The 25916-nt window shown below is 58.3% G+C and carries 25 protein-coding genes; 11 read left to right on the top strand and 14 right to left on the bottom strand.

All coding sequences use genetic code 11. The features are described 5' to 3' along the window. Positions 1-4: 4 nt before the first annotated feature. From ACZ5D1_RS10765 to ACZ5D1_RS10745, 5 genes are all read right to left on the bottom strand, one after another. On the bottom strand, positions 5-682 hold the full coding sequence (locus tag ACZ5D1_RS10765; RefSeq protein ID WP_027181422.1) for a heme exporter protein CcmB: 678 nt from the start codon (positions 680-682) through the stop codon (positions 5-7). Then, positions 676-1323: an ABC transporter ATP-binding protein gene (locus ACZ5D1_RS10760; RefSeq protein WP_011367442.1), complete on the bottom strand. Its 648-nt coding sequence runs from the start codon at positions 1321-1323 to the stop codon at positions 676-678. Before ACZ5D1_RS10760 ends, ACZ5D1_RS10765 begins: the two co-directional genes overlap by 7 nt. Further along, positions 1313-3238 carry a heme lyase CcmF/NrfE family subunit gene (locus tag ACZ5D1_RS10755; protein ID WP_464554876.1) on the bottom strand — a complete coding sequence of 642 codons (1926 nt, stop codon included), beginning with the start codon at positions 3236-3238 and terminating at the stop codon, positions 1313-1315. The genes ACZ5D1_RS10760 and ACZ5D1_RS10755 overlap by 11 nt, the downstream gene beginning before the upstream one ends. A 127-nt stretch (positions 3239-3365) precedes the next feature. Next, a complete protein-coding gene (locus ACZ5D1_RS10750; RefSeq protein WP_011367444.1) occupies positions 3366-3779 on the bottom strand; it encodes a cytochrome c maturation protein CcmE in 414 nt (137 codons plus the stop codon). Positions 3780-3908: 129 nt separating this feature from the next. Next, on the bottom strand, positions 3909-4946 hold the full coding sequence (locus ACZ5D1_RS10745) for a hemolysin family protein (RefSeq protein ID WP_027181420.1): 1038 nt from the start codon (positions 4944-4946) through the stop codon (positions 3909-3911). A gap of 335 nt (positions 4947-5281) precedes the next feature. On the opposite strand from ACZ5D1_RS10745, the gene ACZ5D1_RS10740 reads away from it, so the two are divergent. After that, positions 5282-5902 (top strand): D-glycero-alpha-D-manno-heptose-1,7-bisphosphate 7-phosphatase, encoded by a 621-nt coding sequence (locus ACZ5D1_RS10740; protein ID WP_464554874.1) that lies wholly within the window; start codon positions 5282-5284, stop codon positions 5900-5902. Further along, a complete protein-coding gene (locus tag ACZ5D1_RS10735) occupies positions 5902-6936 on the top strand; it encodes a glycosyltransferase family 9 protein (protein WP_011367447.1) in 1035 nt (344 codons plus the stop codon). The genes ACZ5D1_RS10740 and ACZ5D1_RS10735 overlap by 1 nt, the downstream gene beginning before the upstream one ends. A gap of 515 nt (positions 6937-7451) precedes the next feature. Here the strand turns inward: ACZ5D1_RS10735 and ACZ5D1_RS10730 are convergent. After that, positions 7452-8864 carry a sodium:proton antiporter gene (locus tag ACZ5D1_RS10730; protein ID WP_041276856.1) on the bottom strand — a complete coding sequence of 471 codons (1413 nt, stop codon included), beginning with the start codon at positions 8862-8864 and terminating at the stop codon, positions 7452-7454. Between the two features lie 460 nt (positions 8865-9324). Here ACZ5D1_RS10730 and ACZ5D1_RS10725 point away from each other — a divergent pair, with 460 nt between their 5' ends. Then, positions 9325-9915: a TrmH family RNA methyltransferase gene (locus tag ACZ5D1_RS10725; protein ID WP_464554872.1), complete on the top strand. Its 591-nt coding sequence runs from the start codon at positions 9325-9327 to the stop codon at positions 9913-9915. 157 nt (positions 9916-10072) lie between these two features. Here the strand turns inward: ACZ5D1_RS10725 and ACZ5D1_RS10720 are convergent, their stop codons facing one another. Continuing rightward, complete coding sequence (locus ACZ5D1_RS10720; protein ID WP_464554871.1) at positions 10073-11335, bottom strand: glycosyltransferase family 2 protein; 1263 nt, start codon at positions 11333-11335, stop codon at positions 10073-10075. Further along, on the bottom strand, positions 11332-13056 hold the full coding sequence (locus tag ACZ5D1_RS10715) for a glycosyltransferase family 2 protein (RefSeq protein WP_464554869.1): 1725 nt from the start codon (positions 13054-13056) through the stop codon (positions 11332-11334). The genes ACZ5D1_RS10720 and ACZ5D1_RS10715 overlap by 4 nt, the downstream gene beginning before the upstream one ends. 163 nt (positions 13057-13219) lie before the next feature. Here ACZ5D1_RS10715 and ACZ5D1_RS10710 point away from each other — a divergent pair, with 163 nt between their 5' ends. Further along, positions 13220-14899 carry a glycosyltransferase gene (locus tag ACZ5D1_RS10710; protein WP_464554868.1) on the top strand — a complete coding sequence of 560 codons (1680 nt, stop codon included), beginning with the start codon at positions 13220-13222 and terminating at the stop codon, positions 14897-14899. A gap of 30 nt (positions 14900-14929) precedes the next feature. Then, positions 14930-16111: a THUMP domain-containing class I SAM-dependent RNA methyltransferase gene (locus ACZ5D1_RS10705; protein ID WP_464554866.1), complete on the top strand. Its 1182-nt coding sequence runs from the start codon at positions 14930-14932 to the stop codon at positions 16109-16111. 89 nt (positions 16112-16200) lie between these two features. Here the strand turns inward: ACZ5D1_RS10705 and ACZ5D1_RS10700 are convergent, their stop codons facing one another. Next, entirely contained in the window at positions 16201-17127 is a 927-nt protein-coding gene (locus tag ACZ5D1_RS10700; RefSeq protein ID WP_464554865.1) for a carbohydrate kinase family protein, read from the bottom strand. Positions 17128-17131: 4 nt separating this feature from the next. Continuing rightward, positions 17132-17452, bottom strand: coding sequence for a divalent-cation tolerance protein CutA (cutA, locus tag ACZ5D1_RS10695; protein WP_011367455.1), 321 nt, complete (start codon positions 17450-17452; stop codon positions 17132-17134). A gap of 173 nt (positions 17453-17625) precedes the next feature. Here cutA and nth point away from each other — a divergent pair, with 173 nt between their 5' ends. The 5 genes from nth to ACZ5D1_RS10670 all read left to right on the top strand — a co-directional run bounded on the left by nth (position 17626) and on the right by ACZ5D1_RS10670 (position 21267). Beyond that, positions 17626-18306 (top strand): endonuclease III, encoded by a 681-nt coding sequence (gene nth, locus ACZ5D1_RS10690; RefSeq protein WP_011367456.1) that lies wholly within the window; start codon positions 17626-17628, stop codon positions 18304-18306. Further along, entirely contained in the window at positions 18306-19139 is an 834-nt protein-coding gene (locus tag ACZ5D1_RS10685; protein WP_273191977.1) for a ribonuclease H-like domain-containing protein, read from the top strand. Before nth ends, ACZ5D1_RS10685 begins: the two co-directional genes overlap by 1 nt. Before the next feature lie 77 nt (positions 19140-19216). Continuing rightward, a complete protein-coding gene (locus ACZ5D1_RS10680) occupies positions 19217-20173 on the top strand; it encodes a chemotaxis protein (RefSeq protein WP_011367458.1) in 957 nt (318 codons plus the stop codon). Positions 20174-20209: 36 nt separating this feature from the next. Continuing rightward, positions 20210-20866 (top strand): type B chloramphenicol O-acetyltransferase, encoded by a 657-nt coding sequence (gene catB, locus ACZ5D1_RS10675; protein ID WP_011367459.1) that lies wholly within the window; start codon positions 20210-20212, stop codon positions 20864-20866. Between the two features lie 71 nt (positions 20867-20937). Further along, positions 20938-21267: a DUF6693 family protein gene (locus ACZ5D1_RS10670; protein WP_011367460.1), complete on the top strand. Its 330-nt coding sequence runs from the start codon at positions 20938-20940 to the stop codon at positions 21265-21267. 141 nt (positions 21268-21408) lie between these two features. On the opposite strand, the gene metK is transcribed toward ACZ5D1_RS10670, so the two are convergent. From metK to panC, 3 genes are read right to left on the bottom strand one after another with little or no spacing between them, the layout of a single operon-like run. Next, positions 21409-22584 (bottom strand): methionine adenosyltransferase, encoded by a 1176-nt coding sequence (gene metK / locus ACZ5D1_RS10665; protein ID WP_011367461.1) that lies wholly within the window; start codon positions 22582-22584, stop codon positions 21409-21411. Beyond that, positions 22571-23287 carry a DUF502 domain-containing protein gene (locus tag ACZ5D1_RS10660; RefSeq protein WP_027181412.1) on the bottom strand — a complete coding sequence of 239 codons (717 nt, stop codon included), beginning with the start codon at positions 23285-23287 and terminating at the stop codon, positions 22571-22573. Before ACZ5D1_RS10660 ends, metK begins: the two co-directional genes overlap by 14 nt. Before the next feature lie 16 nt (positions 23288-23303). Next, on the bottom strand, positions 23304-24149 hold the full coding sequence (gene panC, locus ACZ5D1_RS10655) for a pantoate--beta-alanine ligase (RefSeq protein ID WP_011367463.1): 846 nt from the start codon (positions 24147-24149) through the stop codon (positions 23304-23306). A gap of 137 nt (positions 24150-24286) precedes the next feature. On the opposite strand from panC, the gene ACZ5D1_RS10650 reads away from it, so the two are divergent. Beyond that, the gene (locus tag ACZ5D1_RS10650) at positions 24287-24898 is read left to right on the top strand and encodes a hypothetical protein (RefSeq protein ID WP_011367464.1); all 612 of its coding nucleotides are present in this window, start codon (positions 24287-24289) and stop codon (positions 24896-24898) included. On the opposite strand, the gene panB is transcribed toward ACZ5D1_RS10650, so the two are convergent. Beyond that, positions 24879-25748 carry a 3-methyl-2-oxobutanoate hydroxymethyltransferase gene (gene panB, locus ACZ5D1_RS10645; RefSeq protein WP_011367465.1) on the bottom strand — a complete coding sequence of 290 codons (870 nt, stop codon included), beginning with the start codon at positions 25746-25748 and terminating at the stop codon, positions 24879-24881. The two genes, ACZ5D1_RS10650 and panB, sit on opposite strands and share 20 nt — an antisense overlap. Positions 25749-25916: the final 168 nt, after the last annotated feature.

Here is a 25916-nt window from a genome sequence, read left to right as displayed (position 1 = left end):
CGGATCAGCCTTCTCCGCTGTAAATGAAGGGGAAAAGCACCAGCCCCGCACCCAGAAAGAGCGCGTCGAACGCCGCGGCAATGCCTATCCACGACTGTGCACCTTCCGGCAGCTGGCCGGAAAACGCTGCCGCCCCGAGCCGTATTCCGGCCAGAAGCGCAGGAATAAGCAGGGGAAACAGGATAATGCTGAGCATGGATTCTCTGGCTGCCTGCCCCTGCGACAACGCCCCGAGCAAAGAGCCCAGTGCCATGATGCCGAGGTCTACCAGAAAGACTGCGAGCAGACCTGCCGGCCATAGTGCAGAGACCGACTGCCCCAGAAAAACCACCGCTGCGGGAACAAACACGAGCTGCGCGCACAGCAGCAGCAAAAGGCCGGCAAGCCCTTTGCCAAGCCAGACGGACTGCACCGGCACCGGTGCCAGCAGCAGACCGAAGCGTGCGCCGTTTACCTCTTCAAGACCGTACAGCGTGTTGAATATGAGTACCTGACAGAACGCGGAAGCCAGCCAGAATATGGCGGCGGCGCCCTGCGGTGACATTACTTCTCCTATCTGCTGCGACAGGCTGAACACGAATATGAGCAGCAGGCCGAGCAGCAGTGCCTGTGTGAGTCCCGTGCCGCGGGTGAGAACCAGTCGCAGGTCTTTGGCGGCTATGCGCATGGCTGCGTTCAGCATGCTGCCTCCGGAATGTAACCGGCGGCGGGGCCGTTGTAGAGCACGCGTCTGTCCCCTATGGCAACCACCGCATCGGCCAGAGCCAGATCTTCCGCCACGGAGTGGCTGATCCAGACCAGGCCTGCACCGCGGTTACGGGCTTCTTCTATTTCGCGCCGCAGCATGGACATGGAACGTACATCCAGTCCTGTGCCCGGCTCGTCCAGCAGAATTAGGTCGGGCTGCAACAGGAAAATCCGGGCCAGATTCAGCCGCTGAGCCATTCCGCGCGAAAAACTGCCCGCCCTTTCAAAGGCGAACCGCTTCAGTTCCACGCGGTCCAGAATGTCGAGCAGGGCCTGCTCGTCAGTCCGCCGTCCGTGCAGCCCTGCCCAGAAAGACAGGTTTTCCAGAGCGGACAAATCCGGATAAATGAACGTCTGATGGCCCAGATAGCCAATTTTATCTTCGGCCGCATGACACAGCACCTTGCCCGCACTCGGACGGGCAAGTCCGGCCATGATGCGCAGCAGAGTGGATTTACCAGCTCCGTTGGCACCGGCCAGCAGGGTGATGCTGCCGGAGGTCACGCTCAGGCTTACATCTTTTATGACCAGTCTCGTGCCGTAGAATTTGGCTATCTTTTCCAGTTTAAGCAGCATCTTCCTGCACCATGGCGGCGTTGTTCCTGCGGGAGCGCACGGCGCGCATGCCAAGGAAGGGGAACAGGCTGGCCAGCGTGCCGCCTATCCACAGCCAGTTGACCAGCGGGTTGATGCTGACACGCAGCACGGCTTTGTTGTCCTGCGAGATACCGAGCAGCGTGGCGTACGGTTCATCACCCAGCGTAGGGATGGTTGCCGCTTCGGCATACTGGTTTCTGCTGAACTTGCTGTATATGCGCCGCTGCGGGTGCAGGGTGCCTATCTTTTTACCGTTTTTGGCTACTTCCAGCTCGGCTTCGATAAAAATCATACCGGGGCCTTCGCCTTCGTACAGCGCCTTGTAGGTCATGGCGTAGTCGCCCAGAGTCACTGTTTCACCCTTGGCGATTTCTATTTCTTTTTCCACCTTGTACGGGCCGGAAAAAGCCACGCCCAGCACCATGAGCAGCAGCCCGATGTGCACACCGTAGGCCGCAACGGATGAGCGGTTGCGCCGCAGATGCGGCTGGGTGGCAAAGAGTATGCCTATGCCCGCAATGGCGCCCACGGCACTGGCGGCACCCAGCAGCGCGGCCGGAATGCGTATGCCGGTCACAAAGAAGCCTGCAAGCAGGGCCAGAAAAATGCCCCCCGCCAGCGCTGCTGCTTTTGTACTGCGCAGGCCTTCTTTCCATCCCAGCCAGGGACAGATGACCAGCAGCAGCGAAAGCATGACAAACAGCGGCAGACAGACTCTGTTATAGAAGGCGGGTTCCAGCCCCATGGGGTTGGCGCTCCAGAATTTGGAAAACACCGGCCACATGGTGCCCAGCAGTATGATGATGCTGAGCGCCATAAGCACCCACGCCACAATGACAAGAAAACCTTCGCGGCTGGCAATGCCCGAAAGAGGACGGGCGCCTTCCACCTTGTGCAGCATGGGGATGATGACGGAAATCGCTGTAAAGGCGATGATGAACACGAGCAGAGGCGCACCCACGCCGCCGTCACCGAAGGCATGCAGCGAGTCCACGACTCCGCTGCGGACAAGGTAAGTGGCGAAAAATGCCGAGATGGTCGTGAGCGCCATCAGGAATATGTTTGTTCTGTGCAGCTTGTTACGGCGTTGTTCCACAATGGATGTGTGCAGATAGCCCGAAGCCACAAGCCACGGGATGAGGGATGCGTTTTCCACAGGGTCCCATGCCCAGTAGCCGCCCCATCCCAGTTCCATATAGGACCACCAGCACCCCAGAATGATGCCTGCCGTAAGTGTGGCCCAGGCCAGCAGGGTCATATTGCGGCCGGCTTCGATCCACGAAACCTCATTACCTGAGTTTCTGTTAAGTGCCTGCGCCAGTGCCAGACAGCCCGGTACGGCAAATCCGCCGTAGCCCAGAAAGAGCAGCGGCGGGTGGAATATCATGCCCGGGTTCTGCAGCAGCGGGTTAAGCCCGTTGCCGTCGGCAGGTGCCGGATTAACGGTGATGAACGGGTTGCTCCATGTGGTCAGAAGCAGGGCGAAAAACGCCTGAATGATCATGAAAAACAGCCAGAAGTACGTTTTTGTACCGTCTGACATCACCCTGTAGCCCTGTGTGCACATAAAATACACGCCCGAAAGCGATACGCACAGCGCCCAGAACAGCAGCGAGCCTGCCTGTCCTGCCCAGAATGCCGTCAGCCGGTAAAAGACAGGAAGCAGCCTGTCGGTGTAGCTGGCGATGTATGCGTTGGAAAAATCAAATATCACGAGGCCGTAAAGCAGGATGAGCGAAGCTGCGGTCATGAGCCCCGTGACAAGTATCTGCCCTTTTTCCAGCAGGTGCAGTGCGTTTCTGCGTCCCTGCCAGGCCTGCGCCATGCTCAGGCCGCCCAGAGTGAGCGACAAAAGCAGACAGGCGGAGAGAATAAAGTACCCCGTAAGGTGCATGTGGTCTCCTTTACAGGACTATTTCATACGGCGTCAGCCGTGAGTGAGCGTAAAAAAAGAAGGCCCGCGGGAAGAACCTGCCTGTAAAAAAGGCCAGCTGGCTGCCGGCCTTGTTTCAGCCCTGTGTCTATTCCCGGTTTTCCTTCTGGTATTTCGAGGGACACTTGGTCATGAGCGTGCGTGCTGCAAACATCTGTGTCTGGGGGGCAACGCCGCCTTCTATGATTACTTCCGCACCGGGTTTGAATGTGTCAGGCACAGCGCCTTTATACTCAACCCACATGGTACGCGTTTTGTTGTCTTTGTCTTCAATCTGGAACCGGACGCCCAGTCCCTCGTCTATGCGCTGCAGGCCTTCGGCCTTGACCGTGCCGAACAGCCGCGCCGATTTCAGGTCGCCGGACGGCATGGCCAGCGCTTCTGATACATTCAGAAAATAAACGCTGTTCTGGGACAAGCCGGAAAAGAGCAGATATCCCACCCCGCCCACAAAAAGAAGCAGGGCGGCTATGTAGATGGTCTTGCTGTTTTTTTTCGGCATGGATGCTCCATGTGTTACGGTTTCCGAACGGTATGTATGGTCACCGCGGGCACGTGTGGCTCGTTGCTCGCGAATAATGATGAATTGTTGTTTTTACGAATACGGACTTTCCGGTCGGGAATCAAGGCTTCACACGCTTTTGCCGCCCGTAAGTCTGGCCCTGCGCGAGCGGGCCAGTTGCTGCAGGTCGGCAAACTGGTCCGATTCGTCCACGATTTCTTTGCCCAGAATTTCTTCCAGCACGTCTTCCAGTGCGACCACGCCGGCAACGCCGCCGTATTCGTCCAGCACCACGGCCAGATGCACCCGTCTTTCCAGCATTTGAGTGAGCAGCCTGTCAAGAGTCAGCGATTCAAGCACAAAAGTCACCGGAGTCATTATTTCGGAAAGGCGCGTCAGATGCCTGTCCGCAGCGACTTCCTGCAGAACGTGGCGGCGCATGACTATGCCCACCATGTCCTCGTTGTTGTCCTGCCACAAGGGGATACGGCTGTAGTTCCAGAATCCGGGGCGCTCGTGGGCCTCTTCCACGGTCATGTCCGCCTGAAGCGAAAAAACCACAGTGCGCGGGGTCATTATGTCTTCGACCCGCTTTTTATCCAGCGACAGGATATTCTGGATAGAAATTTCTTCATACGGTTTTAGGATACCGGACTTGCGCGACAGGCTGACCAGCGCTCTGATATCTTCTTCCGAGGCTTCGGGGCGCGTTTTTGCCGGAGTCATCAGTCTGGTTATCCAGCCGCCGATGATGATAACAGGCGAAAGCAGCCACACAAGCATGTTGAGCGGAGCGGCCACCACTGAAGTCAGCGGGCGTGCGTACGTGACGCCCAGCGTTTTTGGTATGATTTCCGAACAGATGAGAATGATGACCGTGAAGCATGCCGCAAAGGTGGCCATATGTTCTGCGCCGAACACATTGGCCGCGGCTGCACCGGCAATGGATGCGCCGGCGGTGTTGGCCACGGTGTTCAGGGTGAGCACCGCTGTAATGGGTTTATCGATGTTGGAACGCAGGGTGAACATCAGTTCGCCCGAACGGCGACCCTTTTTGCGCAGTTGCTCGATATGGCTCCATGGAACGGAATACAGCACTGCTTCTGCCACGGAACAAGAAGCCGATATGATGACGGCAAAGGAAACCGCCAGAATAAATTCAATCATGACGGATGAATGATCCTGTTATGAAAAAGGAGGGGACGTTGCACCCACGGACGGCCGGAAAGACCGGATAAGCGTATGACATATGCCGCAAGTATAGCAATGCGGGAAATGATTATCAACACTGTACCTGCGGCCGCGGCAGCCCCTGCTGCGCGGGAAGTTTATCGGGGGCTTCTGCCGCCGGTGTGCGGGGCCTGCGGCCGCCGTGCGCCTTGCAAAAACATAACTGCCGTGCCATCTAGACACGCCTGTTGCGTGGTGTGTGCGGCAGGATTATGCTGTCCGCCGCGATTCAATTTGTTTCGCCCCTGACCCAGCTGCATGAAGGAGGCTCAGTGCCCCGTATTGACTGTATTCTTCTTGACCGTGACGGTACGGTCATCGTCGACAAGCATTATCTGAGCGACCCGCAGGGCGTTGAACTGCTGCCGGGGGCCGGAGAAGCATTGGCCGGAGCCTGTGCCGAAGGCAGAAAGCTGTTCATCGTGACCAATCAGTCCGGTATCGGGCGGGGAATGTTTTCGGAAAACGACTACGAGGCGTGCAGGATGCAGCTTGACGCCATGCTGCAATCCTGCGGCGCGTCGGTCACTGCTTCGCGCCATTGTCCGCATGCTCCTGACAGTTCCTGCATATGCCGCAAGCCGGAGACAGGCCTGTGGCAGACCCTGCGCGATGCCTACGGGCTGAAGGCGGAGCGCTGCGCGATGGTGGGCGACAAGCTGGCTGATGTGGGCTTCGGGCGCAACGCCTGTCTGGCGGCTTCTGTGCTGGTACTTACCGGCAAAGGGCGGGCAGAGGCGGAAAAGGCCGGATTGAAAGCGGAAGCTGATATGGCGTTGCGTGAGGACGGCTGGGTGGAAGTGCATAAACGCTCAGGCGTGCTGCCGGATGTTGTGGCATGCGATGTGCGTGCCGCGCTCGACTGGGTAAGAACTGTGCTGGAGGAGAAATAATGCGACGCATAGCCGTCTGGAACACCGCTTTTCTCGGCGATGCCGTGCTGACGCTGCCGCTTATCAGCACGCTGAAGGCTGCCTATCCTGATGCCGCCATCGATTTCTGGGTGCGCAAGGGGTTTGAGGGGCTGTTCGCATCCCAGCCGGAGCTGGCGGGGGTGTACGGGTATGACAAGAACGGAGCACAGGGCGGTCCGGGCGGAACTTTCGCTCTGGGCAGGCATATGGCGGCACAGGGGTATTCGCTTTTTGTATCGGCCCATACCAGTGTCCGCAGCGGCCTGATGGCCCGCTGGTCAAGCGCCAAGACGCGTATCGGGTATGACAGACCTTTTCTGAACAGATATTTTTATACGCATACCGTTCCGCGCTGCTTCGACTCCATGGAAGAAATCGAACGCCTGCTGCAACTGGTAAAGCCACTTGGAATCAGCGAATTGCACACATGGCCCCGGCTGGTGCTGCCGCAGGATGCCCGCCATAAAGCCGAAGGATATTTTGCCAGCCATGTGAAAGGTCCGGTTGTGGGGCTGCATCCCGGTTCGGTATGGGGAACAAAACGATGGCCTGCCGCCTCGTATGCGCAGGTTGCTTCGCACGCAGTTGCCGCGGGGGCGCAGGTGATGATTTTTGCCGGTCCCGGAGAAGAAGCCATGGCGCAGGATGTGATCAGCCGCATTGATACCGGGGGCAGACGCCACGCTGTGCTTGATCTTTCGGGCAGTCTTTCGCTTCCCGAGCTTGCGGCCTTTCTGGGACGTCTGGACTGTTATGTGACCAATGATTCAGGCCCCATGCATCTTGCATGGGTGCAGCATACTCCGGTGACGGCCATTTTCGGCCCTACCGTCCGGCGTCTGGGTTTTTTCCCCCGCGGCAGCCGGTCCACGGTGCTGGAGGCCGATGTCTCCTGTCGTCCGTGCGGCCTGCATGGCCCGCAGGAATGCCCGCAGGGGCACCACCGCTGTATGGCTGAGGTGACTCCCGGCATGGTCTGGGCGGATGTGGAGCGCAAGCTTTTCCGCACATGATGCTTTTGGATGTGGACATGATGACGGCGACGGCGCCCTGCGGTTACGCGGGGCGTTTTTTTGTGCTTTCTGCCCGTGCTGAGCGGAACGTGATGCGCGGGTGTGTCCGTCCGCGGGTAAACCCGTCGGCTGCGGCTTAGGCGGTCTTACCAGACTGCTGTTCGCGTTTTGTTTTTACCGGCTGTGTTGCGGGGGGGGCGGCTGCCGGTCGTCAGTCTGACCTGCTGTATGTGCGTTGAACGCTATGCTTTGTTGCTTACGGATGCACAGACGGGTTTGTTCTGCTGTATGGGGGGCGTTGGGACAGAAGGCTGGCTGAGTGCGGTGCACTGAAGGGCGGCGGAGGCGGGACGCACTGCATGTGTCCGTCACATGAGGCGTAACTGGAGCCGCCGGAAAGATTCGGGGACGGAAGAGTGCAGCTTCCGTCCCCGATTGTCCGCCATGAATGGGTGCCCAGGAGGAGTCCAGCCCTAGGGCACCCACATCATGCTTCTGCTTTCTTCCAGGCCCGACTAGAAGAAAACGAACGTCACAAGGATGAAGACGGGGATAAGGATACCGCCCGACCACATCATGTAGCCGAAGAAGCTGGGCATCTTGACGCCCTGATCTTCAGCGATGGAACGTACCATGAAGTTGGGAGCGTTACCGATATAGGTGTTGGCCCCCATGAACACAGCACCGGCGGAAATGGCCAGCAGCGTGTGTGACAGGTCGTTCATCAGGTGCACGGCGTCGCCGCCTGCGGTGTTGAAGAACACAAGGTAGGTGGGCGCGTTGTCAAGGAAGCTGGACAGCAGACCCGTGAGCCAGAAGTACATCACGTTCACAGGCTGGCCGTTGTGGCTCACCATTTCAATAACACTGCGCAGTGCACCGGATTCTCCGGCCTTCAGAATGGCGATGGCCGGAATCATGGAGATGAAAATGCCGGAGAAGAGCTTGGCGACTTCGATGATGGGGAACCAGTTGAAGTCGTTCTTTCTGCGGCTTTCAGGATCGGTAAGCTTCAGAGACAGACCGGCGATGACCAGCAGCAGGACATCGCGGACAATGTTCTGAAGTTCAACCGGCACGTGGTAGAGATCAAGGCTGATGCCGGGCTTCCACAGACCGCTCAGCAGTACCGAGCAGACAACGCCCACCAGCAGGAGCAGGTTGATCTTGCCTTCCAGTCCCAGCTTTTCACCGGATGCGTCGGTGGGGGGAACCGGCTTGCCTTCCTTGGCGAACAGCATGGTGTCGACAACGAAGAAGAGTGCCAGCAGGATTGCAGCCACAAACAGCATGGGTACCAGCATATGGATGGTGGTCCAGAAGAAGGACACGCCTTTCAGGAAGCCGAGGAACAGAGGCGGGTCACCCAGCGGAGTCAGCGAACCGCCGATGTTGGCCACAAGGAAAATGAAGAATACGACGGAATGCACCTTGTATTTGCGGTGTGCGTTGGCGCGCAGCAGCGGACGGATGAGCAGCATGGCGGCACCGGTGGTACCCATCCAGCTGGCCAGTACGGTACCGATGAGCAGCAGGCCGGTGTTGACCACAGGGGTGCCCACCAGAGAACCTTTCAGGCGTACCCCGCCTGCAACTGTGAACAAAGACAGCAGCAGTATGATAAAGGGTATGTATTCAAGGAAAAGAGTATGAATAACTTCGTACAGCGCCAGTGAAAAACCGAATTTTACAGTGAAGGGAATGATGAATGCCAATGCCCAGAACGCAGCCACCTTGCCGAAGTTGTGATGCCAGAAATGGGGTGCGGTGAGGGGGAATATGGCGATGGAGAGCAGCATGCAGGCAAAGGGAATAACCCACATGACGCCCAGTTCAGCCCCGTCAAGATGAGGAGCACCATGCCCGCCTGCAGCCAGCGCCAGACAGGGCAGCAGACAAACCGCCGTGAGTGTGAACACTGCGGTCATAAGTTGAGAAAAACTCCAACGGTTCACCGTTCCTTGCCTCCTTGTTGTGTCGGAAACACGCCTGAAAAATATCGGGGTTTCAGGCCGTTATTGGGGAAAAAGGTCAATGGCAGACAGCTGCAGCCTGTGCCGTTTCCTGACAGCAGGGCGCTGTTCGCGCACAAGCCCGAAGCTGTCGCGAATGCCTTTGCCGTTCTACCGGACGAAACGGGACTTTTCAATAGAGCATGGCGGCAATATATGAAAAAAAGTCAGTGGCTTGGAACAAAGGCTCGCTTTTTTAGCAGGTTGTGCCATCTTTTGGCTGACAACCCCGCGGCAGGCATCACGTTATGCAGTGTCCGGCCTGGCGCTGCTGTGCCGCAGGCACGGGGTGACAGCAGGCCCGTTCCGCTGTATGTAACGCTGGATTTATGCACGGAACCGAAAAGTCAGAACGATATGAACGGATGAAAATGATATGACCAGAGAACGTACTTCAGAAAGGGTGGAGAAAATCAAGAGGGTGCTGTCGCTGAGGCAGAAAGACCTTACTCTTGTGCTTGCAAATATACACGATCCGCACAATGTGTCGGCCATCTACCGCAGCTGCGACGCTTTCGGCGTTTCCAGAGTCCATCTGTACTATACGGATACCCCTTTTCCCCCGCTCAGCGGACGCTCTTCGGCATCTGCCCGCAAATGGGTGGAGACTGAAAGGCACGAAGATCCGGCACAGCTGGCCGCTGCGCTCAGAAAAAAAGGATGCTGTATTCTTGCCACCAGCTGTTCGCCCTCGGCCCGGCCGCTGCGCGAATGGGACATGACCGGTCCCACGGCGATCATTATGGGCAACGAACACCGCGGGGTGGACGCCGAGCTTATGGAAATAGTGGACGGTGAAGTCTATATCCCCATGTTCGGCATGATTCAGAGCTTCAATGTTTCGGTGGCGGCGGCTGTTATTTTGTCCGAGGCTTCGCGGCAGCGTCAGCAGGCGGGTAAATACGAGACTCCCACATATACCGAAGAAGAATACGCTGCGGTGCTGGAAGAGTGGCTGGCAAAATAAGTTTTCAGCTTTCTGCTGGTTGTGCTGCGTATAGACACGGCCCGTGTGTGGGGGCGGACTCTGACGGACGCAATCAGCCGCCGCGTGACATGCAGCGTTCAGGCGATAAAAAACCGGCCGCGGGTATGACCGCGGCCGGTTTTTTTTGTGGGGGAAGCTATAACAGACCCAGTTCTTTCAGCCAGCCTTCATACAGGTGCTGCAACTCCTGTTCTCCAGCTTTTCTGGCCCAGTTTGCCAGTCCTGCCGCTTTTTTGGTCAGTGCGCCCACATCTTCAAGCAGCCCGTTGATATGGGCTGCTTTTTCCTGCGCCTGTGCTGCCAGACTTTCATTTCCGGCCATGGCTGCCGTGACGGCCAGCTGGCGGTAATGGGGAAGCATGGGAAAAAAGTACGTCTGAAGCAGGCGTACCCCGCTGGCTTCGGCGTACAGCCGGTTCTGTTCCAGAAAACCGGCCAGCAGAGCGTATCCTGTCTGCCACAGCGGTTCCTGCTGCAGCAGTTGCCAGCAGGCCGCCGCGTTGAACTCTCCGCCTGCGCCTGCTCCGGCGCCGGTCATGGATGATGTAAGCGCTGTCTCGCGCTCTTCTGCAAGCGTTATGTACGATTCCAGCCATGGCGTGATGGCAAACCGGTAGCCGTCCCGTGCCGCATGCCTGTGCATGTCCGGCCCGAAGCAGCCTTTGCAGCGCTGGTTGAGCAGGGCCGCGTTCGTATCGTCATCGTCGCCCCGGCCCGGCGTCTGGCTTTCCAGATGGTAGACCCTGCTTTCAGTGACGCAGCGCAGCTTTTTGCCCGCCTCGCGGATGCGGCAGCATAGCTCAAGGTCTTCGCTGCCGTTTTTGTAGCCTTCATAAAAACCGCCGCACTGCCGGAACAGTCCGGAAGGAACGAGCAGACAGGCACCGGTGATGGCCTGCAGCGTTCTGCGGGTGCGCAGCACGGGATGGTCTGCCGGAAAGTTGGCGTACAGATGCTGTGTGCGCAGTGCGGGGGTGAAAACGATACCCGCGTGCTGCACCCTGTCCGATTCGGGATAGAGCAGCAGCGGTCCCGCCGCGCCCAGCCTGGCGTCCTCGTCAAATGCCTTCATCAGCGGAGGCAGCCATCCTGAGGTGAGCAGCGTGTCATTGTTGAGAAACAGCAGCATTTCACCGCGGGCGCTCTTTGCACCCAGATTGCAGGCCGGTCCGAAGCCCTGATTGGTGTCCAGCCTTATGCGCCGGAACATGCGTCCGAACAGTTTCTCTCCGAGGGGAGCCAGCTGGACGGCTGTTTCGTCTCCCGAGCCGTTGTCCGCCACGATGACTTCAAAAAAGTCGCCGGGAGTGTGCTGTCGCAGGCTTTCCAGACAGGCCCGTGTCAGATGCCACTGGTTCCAGACAGGTATGATGATTGAAAGGGGTGTGGTAGTGTTCATGTTGCGGGAATATCTTTGCATAGGGTGGAGTGCTTGCGCAGCAGGTCGCTGCGTGCCGTTTCCAGCGCCTGTTCGCGTACGGCCTGTACGGAACCGGCGGGATACAGGTGTTCCAGTTTTATTTTATTGCCCATGATGTGCCCCAGCTTGGCCGGAGCACCGGCCTGCCGCATGCTGGAATGCTGCATGTGCGGAATGCGCACGCTGCCTGTGTACACCGTGGCGAAACCGGCCTGTGCACATCGGATATCGCGTTCAAGGTCGTCAAACTGTGTCGGAGAAAAGCGGATGTCGAACGGACCGCATTCTTCAACAGCACGCATGTTCAGTGCATGACAGCAGCCGGAAACGGAAAGGCACGGGCGGGTGTGCATGCCTGCCAGCACCGACCGGATTCCGGCCGCATTGCAGTATACATGCATCTGTTCTTCAATGTCGGAAAAGCTGCGGGTGCCCATATCCGGCGGGATGAGGAAAAAATCGGCGCATTGCACGGCATAGGGCGGGGTGTGGTCGAGTACCGTACATCCGGCCGTGGCCGTGCGCGGATTCTCCAGTGCCGCGCTCATGAGCGGAACAAGCCATTGCGGCGGTAGCAGAATGTCATCGTCCAGAAAAACAGCCCATTGATGCCGGCGTACCTGCGGCAGTGAGAGCAGCCAGTTGCGGGCGGCAGGGGCCCCTATGTTCACGGGCAGACGCAGGGTGTGCAGCTGCTGCGCGGGCCATTGAGCGCGCATGGTTTCCAGCATGGTCTGCATATCTTCCGCAGTCTCTGCGGCGGGGCGCCGGTCAGAGCCGTTGTCGAGCACAAATACGGGGGCGTTGCCCATGTCCGAATCACGCAGGGTTTGCAGCGTGCGCCGCAGCAGTCCGGGCTTGTTCCATGAATACAGCAGGATGGCAGGCGGATTGTCACGCACGGTCCGGTGCTGCAGTGGCGCGGGGTGCATAAGGCTGTACAGCCCCTGAGTGAGGGACGGATGCCACGGGTGCTGCCGCCAGAGCGCTTGCAGCACACTGTGCGCCGCACGGGTATCGGCACACTTCAATGCGGTTTCAACCTGCATTTCTGCTACCCACAGGCCGAAAAGCGGTCCGGCTTCTTTTTCCAGCCGGCGCAGCAGGCTGCGGACTTTGTCCGCATGTTCAGCGTTGTTCTGTTCCAGCATGCACACCCGGTATTCGGCCTGCAGGCGGGCCGCCAGTATGTCCGCTCCGGCAAAGACGGGCAGTGCCTGCGCTGCTTTCTCCCACAAGCCGTCATGCGGCTGCGCAAGGCAGAGCTCAAAGGCCTGCCCCAGCCAGAAACAGGCATGTTTTTCGTCCGCGATATGGTTGATGCACCGGAGCATTGCGCCTTGCGGATCGGCATCTGCCAGAGCGCGCCATGTCTCATATTCCGGGGGGACTGCATTGCGCTGCAGCACGGCGTGTGCCAGTGCAACCGTCCGGTCGTGGGACGGGTGTCCTGCAAAGAGCGCTGTCACATAGCCGCACAGACGGCGGTCGAGGGGATGCTTCTGCCATGACCACAAAATGTGGGCGGCAACAGCGCCGGACACCGTGACGGGCAGGGCGTCGGGCGCCGCTGCGGTCAGTGTCCGCAGCCCCTGTTCCGCATGCATCAGGCGTATGTTCAGTCCTTCGACTCCCAGCTGCCACAGCGGCATTGTTTCGCACAGCCGGAGCAACGTGTCGGTGCGGTGATCATTCATCATATTGCAGAGTATGCGCAGTACGCGCGCAGAAGCGGTGTAACACGGTGGACGGGGCTGCACCGCGCGGCTAAAATGATTGCGCAAAAGACGTGCGCACTGTATCTGATCATCTTGTAACCCTTTGTATAGTATGTCAACTCCGGTCTGGAGAAAAGGAGGCGCTGTGCTTTTTGACTGGAATGCCATGGAAGCGGCCGGCGGCACGGACATGATGAATGAGCTTGCCAAAGGCGGCACCGGCAAGATGCACCGGCTTTATCTGGCAGATATGGCCCTGCAGAAGGCCATGGAAGCGCAGAAGGCCGGCAGGGCCGGAGTGGGCGGCATGCTGCTTGAAACCGGCAGAAGCCTTATCTGTGCGGCATGGGACGCGGATCCGCTGGACGGCGGCACCGCCGCGCAGTTGCTTGCTCTTGACGACATGCAGCCTTTTTTGCCGGATTCTGTGCGCAGTGTTGCACAGCACATGCGGCAGGGGTGGAGCGTACCGCAGGATCAGCGGTATTATCAGCGTCTGCTTCAGAAGCGTGACACAGCCCTGACCATGGGGTTTCTTGAAAAGCAGACCGCACGGGAGCCGGATAACGCCTACTGGCTGCAGCAGCAGCTTGCGCTGGCCGGTTACGAAGGCGACACCGGCCGCGTGGAAGCCGTCATTGCCGGAGCAACTTCCCTGCCTTTGCCGGTGCGTACGCGGCTGCTTGCCGACATGCACCTGATGCGGGGTGATGCGGAGCAGGCTGCAGCGCTTTATGAGTCCGTCTGGCCGCATTCCGCCGGAATGACGGAACACCTGACCCGCGCCGCAGAGGCCCTGACCCGCTGCGGCCGCGAGGATACCGCACTGCGGCTGTGGCAGACGGCTTTTGCGCTGCGCGGCTGGGACAGCAATCTGCTGCTGCGCCTGTCTGACGTGGCTGACGGAACCCATACGGCATGCCGGATGCCCGAAGGCAGGGGGGCTGTGCTGCTTTATTCATACAACAAGGCTGCCTGTCTTGACATCACGCTGGGCAGCCTTGCCGCTTCGCGGCTGGATGATGCGCGCATTATCGTGCTGGACAACGGTTCTTCCGATGCAACACCCGGGGTGCTTGCCCGCTGGAAGGAACACCTTGGCGACGGATTGCTGACTGTCTCCTTGCCCTGCAATGTGGGGGCCCCTGCAGCCCGCAACTGGCTTATGCATCTTACGGAACTTGACGGCTGCCGCTGGGTGGCTTACTGCGACGACGACGTTGAACTGCCCGCCGACTGGCTGGGGCGCATGGGCGCGGCCATGCAGCGCTATCCCCATGCAGCCGCGTGGGGGTGCAGAGTGGTGGACCATGCCAACCCCGCGCTGATACAGTCGGTGGATATGCATCTCGACGCTCCGCAGCCGCAGTCGGCCGAACAGGTGGCTGCCGAAGGTGAGCGCCGCTTTGCGGTTTCCATGCTGCAGCATCAGGATATGGATTTCGGGCAGTTCACCTACATGCGGCCCTGTGCCACGGTGACCGGATGCTGCCATCTTTTTCTGCTGGATGCCCTGCGCTCCGGCGGCGGATTTGACCTGCGTTACTCCCCTTCACAGTATGACGATCTGGAGCATGACCTGCGGCAGGTATTGCAGGGCCGACTGCCGGTCTATCAGGGGCATCTTGCCGTGCGTCATATGAAACGCAGCGGCAAGGCGGCGCTGCAGCAGCCCGAAGCGCAGGGGAATGCCTCTGCCAATATGTATAAATTGCAGATGCGCTATACAAAAGATGAATTTGAAACCATGCGCCGTCACGACTATGCCGCACTGAAGCAGGACCTGCTGCGCAAGGCCGCAGCGCTTGCCGCGAGCGTGGCGTGACGGAGCAATACGTAAGGAATTTTGCAGCTGATGGCTGATTTTTCACATAAAAGCACTGTGCTTGTAACGTGTCCGCTGGCGGCTTCGGCCTTGCTGGCGACGGAACTGAAGGCGCTGGGTTTTACGCCCCGCAATGAACTGCCCGCCGGTGTGGAGGTGCAGGCCGACCTGAATGACTGCATGCGGATGAACCTGCACCTGCGCACGGCCAACAGGGTGCTGTATCAGGTAGCCGCGTTTCGTGCCCGTGATGCCGATGCGCTGTACAGGGCGGCTTCGCGCATTCACTGGGAACTGTTTATCGCCCCTGAAGGGTATGTGAGCATAGCGTCTTCCGTTGACAACCCCACCATACGTGACAGCCGTTTTGCCAATCAGCGGCTGAAGGATGCGGTGGTGGACAGGATACGGAGCCGTACGGGCAGACGCCCCGATTCGGGACCGCTGCAGACGGGGGTAGTGCTGTTTCTGCACTGGCATGATGACTGGTGCCGGCTGTATGTCGATACCTCCGGCGAGCCGCTTTCACGCAGGGGATACAGAAAAAATCCGTGGAAGGCCCCCATGCAGGAAACTCTGGCGGCCGCTGTTCTGATGGCTGCCGGCTGGCCGGGCGGTGGGCATCTGATCAACCCCATGTGCGGTTCGGGTACTCTGGCTGTGGAAGCCGTGCTCATGGCCATGAACTCCGCACCGGGGCTGCTGCGTGATTCTTTCTGCTTCATGCATCTGCCCGGTTATAAACCGGAGATATGGGACGCCCTGCTTGACAGGGCGGAAGCGCAGGAAACAGGAGAGATATCGGGGCGGGTCATTGCAACCGACATTGTGCCCGAGGCGGTAAAGGCTTCGCAGGAAAACGCGGTACGGGCCGGTGTTGCCGGTTTTATCGAGTTCGGCGTCTGTGATTTTACGCAGACCGACATTCCTCAGCCGTCTGAAGGGCGCGATGTGATCATCATGAATCCGGAGTACGGCGCCCGTCTCGGAGATGCTGCTCAGCTGGAGGGTGTCTACCGGGCTGTGGGTGATTTTTTCAAACAGCGCTGCGGCGGATACACGGGGTATGTTTTTACCGGCAACATGAAACTGGCCGGTAACGTGGGACTGCGCACTTCGCGCCGCATTCCTTTTCACAGTGCCAAAATAGAATGCCGCCTGCTGGAATACGAGTTGTATTCCGGCAGCAGAAAGCATGCGGACCATCAGTGACGCCGCAGGGGTACTGCCGCGCAACCGCCATAAAAAAAGAGGCTGCCACGTCATACGCGGCAGCCTCTTTTTTTATGCAAGACGGTCTGTTACGCCCCGAATGCCGCCTGATGGCGGGCCTTGAACTCTTCAGGGGTGAAGGAGTGCTCCTGTGTGCCGTAATGCTCTACGCAGAAGCTGGCACAAGTGGCGCCTATTTTTGCGGCTCCGGCCACATCCAGCCCGTCGGTTAGACCCTTGAGCAGACCGGCGCGGAATGCGTCGCCTGCGCCTGTGGGGTCAAGCACCTGCCGCGGTCTGGCAATGCCCACCATGACAGGTTCGCCGTTGTCTATGCGCGAACCGTTCTCACCGAGGGTGGTGATGATGTAATCGGTCATGGTCAGCAGTTCGGCTTTGGTGCGGCCGGTGGCTTTCATTATCATTTCCAGTTCGTAGTCGTTGCTTACCAGCATGTGTGCACCGTTGATGCATTCCAGCATGCTGTCACCGGTAAGCGCAGTGATCTGCTGGCCGGGGTCGAAAATATAGCGCATGCCCATGCTGCGGAATTTACGCGGCAGTTCCACCATATCCTGCAGGTTTCCGGGAGAGACGATGGCAAGATCGTTTTCGGGGATGACGCCGTTAAACTGGTACCCGCAAGGGTGGCTCATGGCTGCGGGGTTGAATCCGGTGATCTGGTTGTCGCTCTGGTCGGTGGTAATGTAGGCTCCGGCGGTGAACTGGTCGTCCATTTTCCGGATGCCGTCCTGTGGCAGTCCCAGACCGGTCAGCACTTCTTCGTAGCGGTCAAAGTCTTTGCCCACAGTGGCAAGTATGGTCGGCTTTTCGCCCAGCAGAGCCAGTGAGTATGCAATGTTGCCCGCCGTGCCGCCGCGTTTTTCTTCCAGCCTGTCGATAAGAAAGCAGACGTTGAGAATATGGATTTTATCCGGCAGAATATGATCGCTGAATTTGCCGGGGAAGTTCATTATCCGATCGTATGCGAGCGATCCGGAAATAAAAATGGACATGTGCTCAACGCTCCTTTCGTACTTCGTTGTCTATCCAGTTGAGAAAAGGGGGAAGCCCTTCTGAAACGGCAAGTGCGACAGCACACGGCACATCGTAGCCGTGCAGTTCCGCTACGGCGGCAAGAGCATCTTCGACTCTGTCGTCCGATGTCTTGGCGATGAAAGCGACTTCGCTTTCATTCTGCACTTGGCCGTCCCACCGGAAAATGGACTCGATCCGTCCGAGAATGTTGACACAGGCTGCAAGTCTGCGTTCTACAAGAATCCGGCCTATGCGCCGTGCTTCCTGTTCATCGGGGGCGGTCATGTACAGTATTTTTGCCATGGTGTCCTCCGGAGTTACGGTGTGGTGCGTCGCGCGACAGCTTATGTACAGCAAAGCTGCGGTAACGGCAATAATTTCGGGGTGCAAAGCCCTGTGCCGCGGATTCTTTTCGGGGATATTGTATGCCCGTATGCTTTGCACAGTATGATTTTCATCCTCAGGTGGTCATGTAAATGAAAAAGAAAGAACGTGCGGCGGCTTTTCTGGCGCTGCTGAAAAAAAGGTATCCGGCTCCTGCCACGCATCTTGATGCGCGTACCCCGTGGGAACTGCTGGTGGCTACTGTGCTTGCCGCGCAATGCACGGACGAAAGGGTGAATAAAGTCACCCCCGGGCTTTTCCGGCGTTGGCCGGGCCCTGCCGAGCTTGCGCAGGCCTTGCAGGGAGAGGTGGAAGAAGTTGTGCATTCCACCGGTTTTTACCGCAACAAGGCAAAAAATCTCATAGCCGCGGCAGATATGGTAACCCGCCTGCACGGCGGGCAGGTTCCGCGTACCATGGATGAGCTGACGGCCCTGCCCGGGCTGGCCCGCAAAACGGCTAACATCGTGCTTTGGGGCGGATACGGCATTAACGAGGGGCTGGCGGTGGACACGCATGTGAAGCGTATAGCCTTCCGCATGGGGTTCACCGCATCGGATAATCCGGTTGTGGTTGAAAAAGACCTGATGCCCCTTTTTCCCCGTGCGGAGTGGGGCGACGTGAACCACCGCATGGTGTGGTTCGGGCGGCATGTGTGCGATGCCCGCAAACCGTTGTGCCATGAGTGTGAAATGTTTGATTTCTGCCCGCGCAAAGGGGTGCAGGGAAAAAAAACGGCAGCGCGTGCGTCTGCCCGCAAGGCCGGTGTCTGATGCTTAAAAATACGTTCTGTCATCTGCCGGGAGTCGGTGCAGGCACTGAACGCAGCCTGTGGGACAAGGGTGTGCTGACCTGGGAAGATGCGCTGGATGCGCCGCAGAAGCTGCTGGGAAAAAACGGCGACCGGCTGCGCCGCGGTGCCGAAGAATCGCTTGCCCGGCTGGAATCCGCCGACGCTGCGTGGTTCGGGGGCAGTCTGCCCGCCAATATGCAGTGGCGCCTTTTTGATCCGTTCCGCTGCAATGCCGCCTACGTGGACATTGAAACAACGGGATTGTCGTGGCCGTCGGCACATGTGACCACCATCGCCCTGTACGACGGGCGGCAGGTGCGTACATATGTGCACGGGCGCAATCTGCATGATTTTGCAGAAGACATGGCTGCCTATGACCTTTTGATAACGTTCAACGGTAAATGCTTTGATGTGCCTTTTCTGGAGCGGGCGCTTGATATGCGCATGACAGCGGGGCACGTGGATCTGCGTTATGTATTCAGAGCGCTCGGACTGGGGGGCGGCCTGAAGCATATCGAGCACTGCCTTGGATTTGACAGAGGCGAACTGGAGGGCGTGGACGGGTATATGGCCGTGCTGTTGTGGAATCTTTTCCGCAGAACAGGCGACGAGCGTGTTCTTGAAACCCTGCTGGCCTACAATGCCGAAGATGTGCTGACGCTGGAGCCTCTTATGTATCATGCCTACAACAGGCACCTTGCAGGCACGCCTTTCAGTCAGGCGGCAGCTTTGTCCGTGCCGCCGGTGGCGCCCAATCCTTTCCGTGCCTCCCCGCGCGCCCTGCGCGAAGCCCGGTCCGGCGCAATGTTTTGATAGTGTGAAAGGAATAACGCGGCGGGGCTTGTAACTCCCTTCTTCCCCGTGCATAGTATGAAGATAGGGGGTGACTTATGTCACAGAGCAACATCCTTTTGGAATCGGGCACAAACGAGTTAGAAATAATTGAGTTTATCATAGAAGAGCACGATGCGGAGGGCACTCTGTATAAAGGCCACTATGCCATGAACGTGGCAAAGGTGCTTGAAATTATACGGCGTCCTGATGTGGTGGGTCTGCCGGGTACGCATCATCCTGCGGCTTTGGGTACTTTTTCGCTGCGGGGCAGGGTGCTGCCGCTCATCGACCTTGCCCGGTGGCTGGAAAAGGGCAGTCTGGATTCCCCCGGAGCCAAAGTCATTGTTTCGGAATTCAGCGGCACCATTACGGCTTTTCTGGTGTCTTCGGTTACCAGCATTCACCGTCTCAGCTGGAGTCAGATCGAAGCTCCGGATGCGTATCTGCACCGGTTCAGCAATGAATCCATAACAGGCGTTGTGCGTTTTGAAGATCGCATCGTCTTTCTGCTGGACATGGAGCGCATTGTTGCTTCAATGAATCCGCATCTTGATTTGAAAGCCCACGCAGAACGCATCGAAGAGAGTGTTTCCGGTGATAATCTGAAAACGCTCATTGCGGACGATTCTTCTTCGATCCGCAACATGATAGGTGCGACGCTGAAAAAAGCCGGTTTTGACGTGACGGCCACCAGCAGCGGGCTGGAAGCGTGGAAGCAGCTGGAAGCCTGGAAAAAGGAATCGCAGGAACAGGGACGCCCGCTGAGCGATTTTGTGGTGCTTGTGGTATCCGACATTGAAATGCCGGAAATGGACGGCCACAACCTGACAAGGCGCATCAAGGATGACCCTGTGCTCAAACAGTTGCCGGTAATGCTGTTTTCTTCGCTGATAACTGAAGCGCTGAGGCACAAAGGTGAGGCCGTGGGCGCTGACGATCAGGTATCAAAACCCGACCTGCCGTCGCTTACTTCGCGTGCGCGTGCGCTGATCACTTCTTATTTCGGTATCTAGCTTTTGCCCGCAGTATGGTATAACGCTGTGGACATTATGACTAAAGACAGCATCTTCACCAGTCCGTTCAAGGGCATTCCCCTGCATGAGCAGGTAAGCAATCCGAACATAACAGTCGGCCGTTACAGTTATTATTCAGGGTATTACCACAACCACCCGTTTGAAGACTGTGTCCGCTATCTTATGCCGCAACCGGATACCGTAGACAGGCTGATCATAGGCAGCTTCTGCTCCATCGGAACGGGCGCCAGCTTTGTCATGGCGGGCAATCAGGGGCACCGTACCGACTGGATAAGCACTTTTCCCTTCTACTACGCAGGCAATGCCGAATTTTCCGGTGCCCGTGACGGCTACAGGCCGGCCGGAGATACGGTGGTGGGCAGCGATGTGTGGATAGGAGCCGAAGCCATGATCATGCCGGGAGTGTGTATCGGGCACGGGGCTGTCATTGCTTCGCGTGCTGTGGTCACTTCTGATGTGCCTCCGTACGCCGTGGTGGCCGGCATGCCCGCCAGGCAGCTGCGTGTCCGGTTTGATGAGAAAAGTGTGGCCATGCTGCTTGAAATGGCGTGGTGGGAGTGGCCGCAGGATATGCTGAGTGCTGCCATGCCGCTGCTGACCTCACAAAATGTGGGTGAACTCTACCGTTTCTGGAAAAGTTATGGTAACAGGACGGCAAACGTCACGGCATGACGCCGGGGCGCATGCGGCTGTGCGTCCTGTGGATGTGTGCCGATCACCTGCCTGAAACGTAAGGAGTTCTGATGTTCAACGGGCGTTTTGACTGCGACCTGAGCATGGCCGAATGCATCGGACATGCTGTGCTGTGGATCATTATTTCCGTGCTTACTCTGGGGATAGGAGCATTTATCTACCCCTATGCACTGGCGCGGTTTGTTGTCAGCCGGACATATGTTGTTTCCGGCGGGCGCAGAGTCGGCAGGCTGCAGTGCGACCTTGATCTCGGCAGTCAGCTTGGTCATCTTATTTTATGGATCATACTGGCTGTCATCACGTTTGGTCTTGCATATGTGGTGTATCTGTACCGTGTGGGCAAACTGGTGGCCGACCGTACTCTTATTATTCCGCTGTAACCGCATATTGCCGGAAAGGCTCTTTTCAGGCGCATCCGCCATGTGGCGGATGCGCCTTTTGTTTGTGGTGTCCGGATACGGGCCTAAAAAAAAGCCGGAGCAAGAAGCTCCGGCCGGAATAAGCTGACGGGCGGGATAGGGCTAGCGGCGGGCCGCTGCACGCAGATCGTCCACAGCGTCGGTGCGTTCCCACGAAAATTCGGGAATCTCGCGACCGAAGTGTCCGTAGCAGGCTGATTTTTTATAGATCGGCCGGCGCAGGTCAAGGCGTTTGGAGATATGGTACGGGCGCAGGTCGAACACATCGCGCACGGCCTGAGTGAGCACCTCGTCGGAAATGTCGCTGCTGCCCAGAGAGGTGCACAGTACGGAAACAGGATCGGCCACGCCGATGCAGTACGCAATCTGTACTTCGCATTTGGGAGCAAGTCCGGCTGCCACAACGTTTTTGGCAATGTAGCGGCCCATGTATGCGCCGGAGCGGTCCACTTTGGAGGGGTCTTTGCCGGAGAATGCGCCGCCGCCGTGGCTGCCCATGCCGCCGTAAGTGTCCTGAATGATTTTACGGCCGGTAAGACCGCAGTCACCCATGGGGCCGCCGATAACAAAACGGCCGGTGGTGTTGATGAAAATTTCGCAGTCTTTTTCGTTGAAGAAGCCGGAAGGTTCCAGAACGGGACGTATGACGTGGGTTCTGATGGCGTCTATGATGTCTGTCTGGCTGGCCTGTTCCGCATGCTGTGTGGAAACAACCACATTGTTGATGCGTACCGGGCGGCCGTCAACGTATTCAAAGGACACCTGTGTTTTGCCGTCGGGGCGCAGAAAATCCACGGTGCCGTCTTTGCGCACAGCGGTAAGCTTTTGCGAAAGCTGGTGTGCCCAGAATATGGGGGCGGGCATCAGCGTGGGGGTTTCGTCGCAGGCAAAGCCGAACATCATGCCCTGGTCACCGGCTCCCTGATTTTCGGGGTCCTGGCGGTCAACGCCCTGAGCAATGTCAGGAGACTGTTTGTCTATGGAAGACAGCACGGCGCATGTCTGCCAGTCAAATCCCATGGAGGAGTTATTGTATCCGATTTCTTTGATGGTATCCCGCACCACCTGCGGCAGGTCGGCATAGCCTCTGGTGGTTATTTCGCCGGCGATGATGGCCATGCCGGTGGTGACCATGGTCTCACAGGCCACGCGCGAATCAGGATCCTGTTCGAGCAGCACATCAAGCACGGCGTCGGAAATCTGGTCAGCGACTTTGTCGGGATGGCCTTCGGTAACCGATTCGGAAGTGAAGTGGTATTTACCCTTATAAGGGATCATGCGTTTCCTCCTGGGATGTGTTCTTCGCCTTGATGGCTGTTTTCTTTTTTCTGTTTTTCGACTTTTCGTGCTCTGCACTCAGAATTCCGCCGGAAATAAGCAGTTTGAATGCATCTTCCACATTCATTTCCAACGGAATGACATCCGCTTCGGGCACCATGAGGTAAAAGCCCGAAGTGGGGTTCGGGGTGGTGGGCACAAACACGTTCAGCACTTTGCTGGCTGTTTTGCTTTGAATTTCACCCACGGCAACGCCTGTGACAAATGCCATGGTATACAGCCCCTTGCGTGGATATTCTATCAGCACCACCCGCTGAAAATCGCGCGAAGAGGTGAATATGGTTTCCACCAGCTGCTTGATACCGGAGTACAGCGAACTGACCAGCGGTATGCGTGCCAGAATGGCGTCGCCCAGATCTACAAGGCGGCGCCCCAGAAAATTGCGCACAAGCAGCCCTGTGACCAGCAGCACCACGATCAGCAGCAGAAACCCCAGCCCCGGCACGGCAAAAGGCAGAAAAGCCTCCGGACGGTACTGCGGCGGCAGGAGCAGCAGCAGTTTGTCCACCCAGCGCACTGCCACCCGCAGTGTGAGAAAAGTCGCCACCAGCGGGGTAAGCACCAGTATGCCGGCAAACAGGTTTGCCTTGATGAACCGGCGCAGCGACGCCATAAAGCCGCCTGAAGAATCCTGAGCGGTCATTATCCGTGCCTGCCGTTCATATCAGAGCCAGATTGTCAATCAGGCGTGCTCTGCCCAGACGTACGGCGGCTGCGCATGTGGCCATGCCCCCCACTCGTTCCAGCGGCTGCAGCGTGTCGGGGTGAACGATTTCCAGATAATCTTCCCTGCCTTCCGGCAGGTGCTGCTTCCAGTATTCTTTAACCGCAGCCCGCAGAACGGCCGTGTCGCGCTCTCCGCCGGCCACCATGTCGCGTGCACGGATCAGCCCCTGATACAGGGCAGGTGCCTGTCTGCGCTCTTCCGGAGTCAGATACACATTGCGTGAACTCATGGCCAGACCGTCGGTTTCGCGTACAATGGGGCAACCGTCTATGGTTACGGGCAGATGCATGTCTTTTGCCATGCGTCTGAGCACTGCCAGCTGCTGCCAGTCTTTTTCGCCGAAAACGGCAAGGCGGGGCAGGGTGAGCAGCATCAGCTTCATGACCACGGTGCACACCCCGCGGAAATGACCGGGACGGTCGGCGCCGCACAGGCCGGAAGACAGTCCGGGAATTTCCACCCATGTGTCGAATCCCTGCGGGTACATGGCTTCCGGCTGCGGGGTGAACAGCACATCGGCACCGGCCCGCTGGGCAACCTCGGCATCGCCGGAAAGGTCGCGGGGGTAGGCTGCCAGATCTTCTCCGGGAGCAAACTGCGCGGGGTTGACAAAAAGGCTCACCACAACCTTGTCCGCACGTTCGCGGGCATAGGCCATAAGGCTTTCGTGCCCTGCATGGTAGTAACCCATGGTCGGAACCAGCGCGGTTTTGACACCGCCGCAGCGCCAGTCAAGGCAAAGCCGCTGAAGCTCTTCGGGAGATGTGATTATCTGCATATCAATGTATCCGCATATAGTTGTTGTTCTGGTTGTAAACTTAGTGGCCCTTGTTGTAAAGCAAAATCCGGAACATACTGTGCCGCGCAGGGCGTCGCAGCGATGTCAGGCGGACAGAGTATAACAAGGCGGGCGTCATGGGAACGGCTTTCCATCAGGGAGCACTGGATAATTTCTGCGCGCTGTATGCGGTGGTCAATGCTTTTTGCCGCACGCACGCGCTTACCGCGTTTCAGGCCAGACGCATGTTTCATGACACGCTCCTCAGGCTTGCACAGGACGACGAGGTTTTTACCGCGGCGGTTACCGCTGCCACTGACTACACCGGCATAGTGCATGATATGCTGGAATGGTACGGGGCCGGTCTTTTCCCGCTGCATGTGCAGAGCGCTTTTGCCGATGAGCCGGCCGGAGAAAGCGATTTCTGGAGCATGGCTGCAGACTGGCTTGCCGCGGGTGCCAGAAGAACGATGCTGCTGCGGTTCATGCGCTATGTGCCCGGACAGGATGCCCCTGTGGTACGCCACTGGACAGCCGCCGACCGTCTGCTGGGCGATTCGCTTTTTCTGCTTGATTCCAGCAGAGACTCCGGTGCGCTGCACGTGCTTTTGCGGCATCAGGTAACCTGCTTTCGTGAACGTGTGAACGAGGAACGCTTTGTGCGGATTATTCCCTCGTCCTGCCTGCTGCTGCAGGGACTGGATGCTCCGCCGCCTCGGGGGATGAGCATCAGTCGTCCGCGCCGCTGACATTTTCTTCCCAGCGGCGCTGTTCGTCTTCCGGCATGCCGAAGGAGTGCTGCGCCGCGGGAAATTCTCCCTGACGCACTTCATCACCATACTGCTGCACGGCTTTTACGGCATGCCCGCGCAGCTCTGCATAGCGTTTCACAAACTTCGGGGTGAAGCGGTCGAACAGGCCCAGCATATCGTGCACCACCAGCACCTGCCCGTCGCACTGCGCTCCGGCCCCTATGCCGATGGTGGGAATGCCTGACGTGCGGGTAATGTGCGCGGCCACAGGGGCGGGTATGGCTTCCAGTACCAGTGCAAAACAGCCCGCATCTTCCAGTATGCGCGCATCTTCCGCCAGACTGCGGGCGGCGGCAGCCGAACGCCCCTGCACTTTAAAGCCGCCCAGCGCCGCTACACGCTGCGGAGTAAGCCCGATGTGCCCCATGACGGGAATCCCCGCCTTCACAAGAGCCTCCACCTGCGGAGCGACTTCTTTGCCCCCTTCCAGCTTTACAGCGCGCACACCGCCTTCGCGGAACAGTCGCGCCGCGCTGTGCATGGCCTGATCCGGCCCCTGTTCATAGGTCATAAAGGGCAGGTCGCCCACCACCAGCGCGCGTGAGGCGCCCCGCGTGACGGCCCGGCAGTGGTGGATCATCTCGTCCAGCGTCACGGACAGCGTGTCCTCATGCCCCAGCACCACCATGGCCAGCGAATCGCCTACCAGCAGCATGTCCATGCCGCCTTCATCGGCAATGGATGCCGTGGGGTAGTCGTATGCCGTCAGCATGGCCAGACGTCTTGTGTTTTTTGCCGCCCGTATGTCCGCCGCGGTTATGGCGCGGGTTTCGGCATGTGTGCTCATTACGGTTCCTCCGTGTTTTGTCTGTACCATAAGGCAAAGCGTGTCTGTCGCCAATCCCTTTCGGTGCTGCACTTGCGGGCATCTGGCACGATTTATGCTTGTTTTTTGGCCGGAACGGGCGACCGGCGTGTTTTTCCTGTCTTGCTGCGTAAGCTGCGGGAAAAACGT

Source organism: Oleidesulfovibrio vietnamensis (assembly GCF_055388115.1).
Note: the sequence above shows the minus strand (reverse complement) of the source record. Positions and strands in the feature narration are given on the sequence as shown.

What these genes read in the sequence shown, in the direction of transcription:
- panC (WP_011367463.1), bottom strand. Translation starts at nt 24,149, where the DNA reads ATGCAGATAATCACATCTCCCGAAGAGCTTCAGCGGCTTTGCCTTGAC.
- ACZ5D1_RS10650 (WP_011367464.1), top strand. Translation starts at nt 24,287, where the DNA reads ATGGGAACGGCTTTCCATCAGGGAGCACTGGATAATTTCTGCGCGCTG.
- catB (WP_011367459.1), top strand. Translation starts at nt 20,210, where the DNA reads ATGACTAAAGACAGCATCTTCACCAGTCCGTTCAAGGGCATTCCCCTG.
- nth (WP_011367456.1), top strand. Translation starts at nt 17,626, where the DNA reads ATGAAAAAGAAAGAACGTGCGGCGGCTTTTCTGGCGCTGCTGAAAAAA.
- ACZ5D1_RS10725 (WP_464554872.1), top strand. Translation starts at nt 9,325, where the DNA reads ATGACCAGAGAACGTACTTCAGAAAGGGTGGAGAAAATCAAGAGGGTG.
- ACZ5D1_RS10760 (WP_011367442.1), bottom strand. Translation starts at nt 1,323, where the DNA reads ATGCTGCTTAAACTGGAAAAGATAGCCAAATTCTACGGCACGAGACTG.
- ACZ5D1_RS10730 (WP_041276856.1), bottom strand. Translation starts at nt 8,864, where the DNA reads ATGACCGCAGTGTTCACACTCACGGCGGTTTGTCTGCTGCCCTGTCTG.
- ACZ5D1_RS10670 (WP_011367460.1), top strand. Translation starts at nt 20,938, where the DNA reads ATGTTCAACGGGCGTTTTGACTGCGACCTGAGCATGGCCGAATGCATC.
- ACZ5D1_RS10700 (WP_464554865.1), bottom strand. Translation starts at nt 17,127, where the DNA reads ATGTCCATTTTTATTTCCGGATCGCTCGCATACGATCGGATAATGAAC.
- panB (WP_011367465.1), bottom strand. Translation starts at nt 25,748, where the DNA reads ATGAGCACACATGCCGAAACCCGCGCCATAACCGCGGCGGACATACGG.
- ACZ5D1_RS10750 (WP_011367444.1), bottom strand. Translation starts at nt 3,779, where the DNA reads ATGCCGAAAAAAAACAGCAAGACCATCTACATAGCCGCCCTGCTTCTT.
- ACZ5D1_RS10680 (WP_011367458.1), top strand. Translation starts at nt 19,217, where the DNA reads ATGTCACAGAGCAACATCCTTTTGGAATCGGGCACAAACGAGTTAGAA.
- ACZ5D1_RS10720 (WP_464554871.1), bottom strand. Translation starts at nt 11,335, where the DNA reads ATGAACACTACCACACCCCTTTCAATCATCATACCTGTCTGGAACCAG.
- ACZ5D1_RS10745 (WP_027181420.1), bottom strand. Translation starts at nt 4,946, where the DNA reads ATGATTGAATTTATTCTGGCGGTTTCCTTTGCCGTCATCATATCGGCT.
- ACZ5D1_RS10705 (WP_464554866.1), top strand. Translation starts at nt 14,930, where the DNA reads ATGGCTGATTTTTCACATAAAAGCACTGTGCTTGTAACGTGTCCGCTG.
- ACZ5D1_RS10735 (WP_011367447.1), top strand. Translation starts at nt 5,902, where the DNA reads ATGCGACGCATAGCCGTCTGGAACACCGCTTTTCTCGGCGATGCCGTG.
- ACZ5D1_RS10755 (WP_464554876.1), bottom strand. Translation starts at nt 3,238, where the DNA reads ATGCACCTTACGGGGTACTTTATTCTCTCCGCCTGTCTGCTTTTGTCG.
- ACZ5D1_RS10660 (WP_027181412.1), bottom strand. Translation starts at nt 23,287, where the DNA reads ATGACCGCTCAGGATTCTTCAGGCGGCTTTATGGCGTCGCTGCGCCGG.
- ACZ5D1_RS10765 (WP_027181422.1), bottom strand. Translation starts at nt 682, where the DNA reads ATGCTGAACGCAGCCATGCGCATAGCCGCCAAAGACCTGCGACTGGTT.
- ACZ5D1_RS10715 (WP_464554869.1), bottom strand. Translation starts at nt 13,056, where the DNA reads ATGATGAATGATCACCGCACCGACACGTTGCTCCGGCTGTGCGAAACA.
- cutA (WP_011367455.1), bottom strand. Translation starts at nt 17,452, where the DNA reads ATGGCAAAAATACTGTACATGACCGCCCCCGATGAACAGGAAGCACGG.
- metK (WP_011367461.1), bottom strand. Translation starts at nt 22,584, where the DNA reads ATGATCCCTTATAAGGGTAAATACCACTTCACTTCCGAATCGGTTACC.
- ACZ5D1_RS10685 (WP_273191977.1), top strand. Translation starts at nt 18,306, where the DNA reads ATGCTTAAAAATACGTTCTGTCATCTGCCGGGAGTCGGTGCAGGCACT.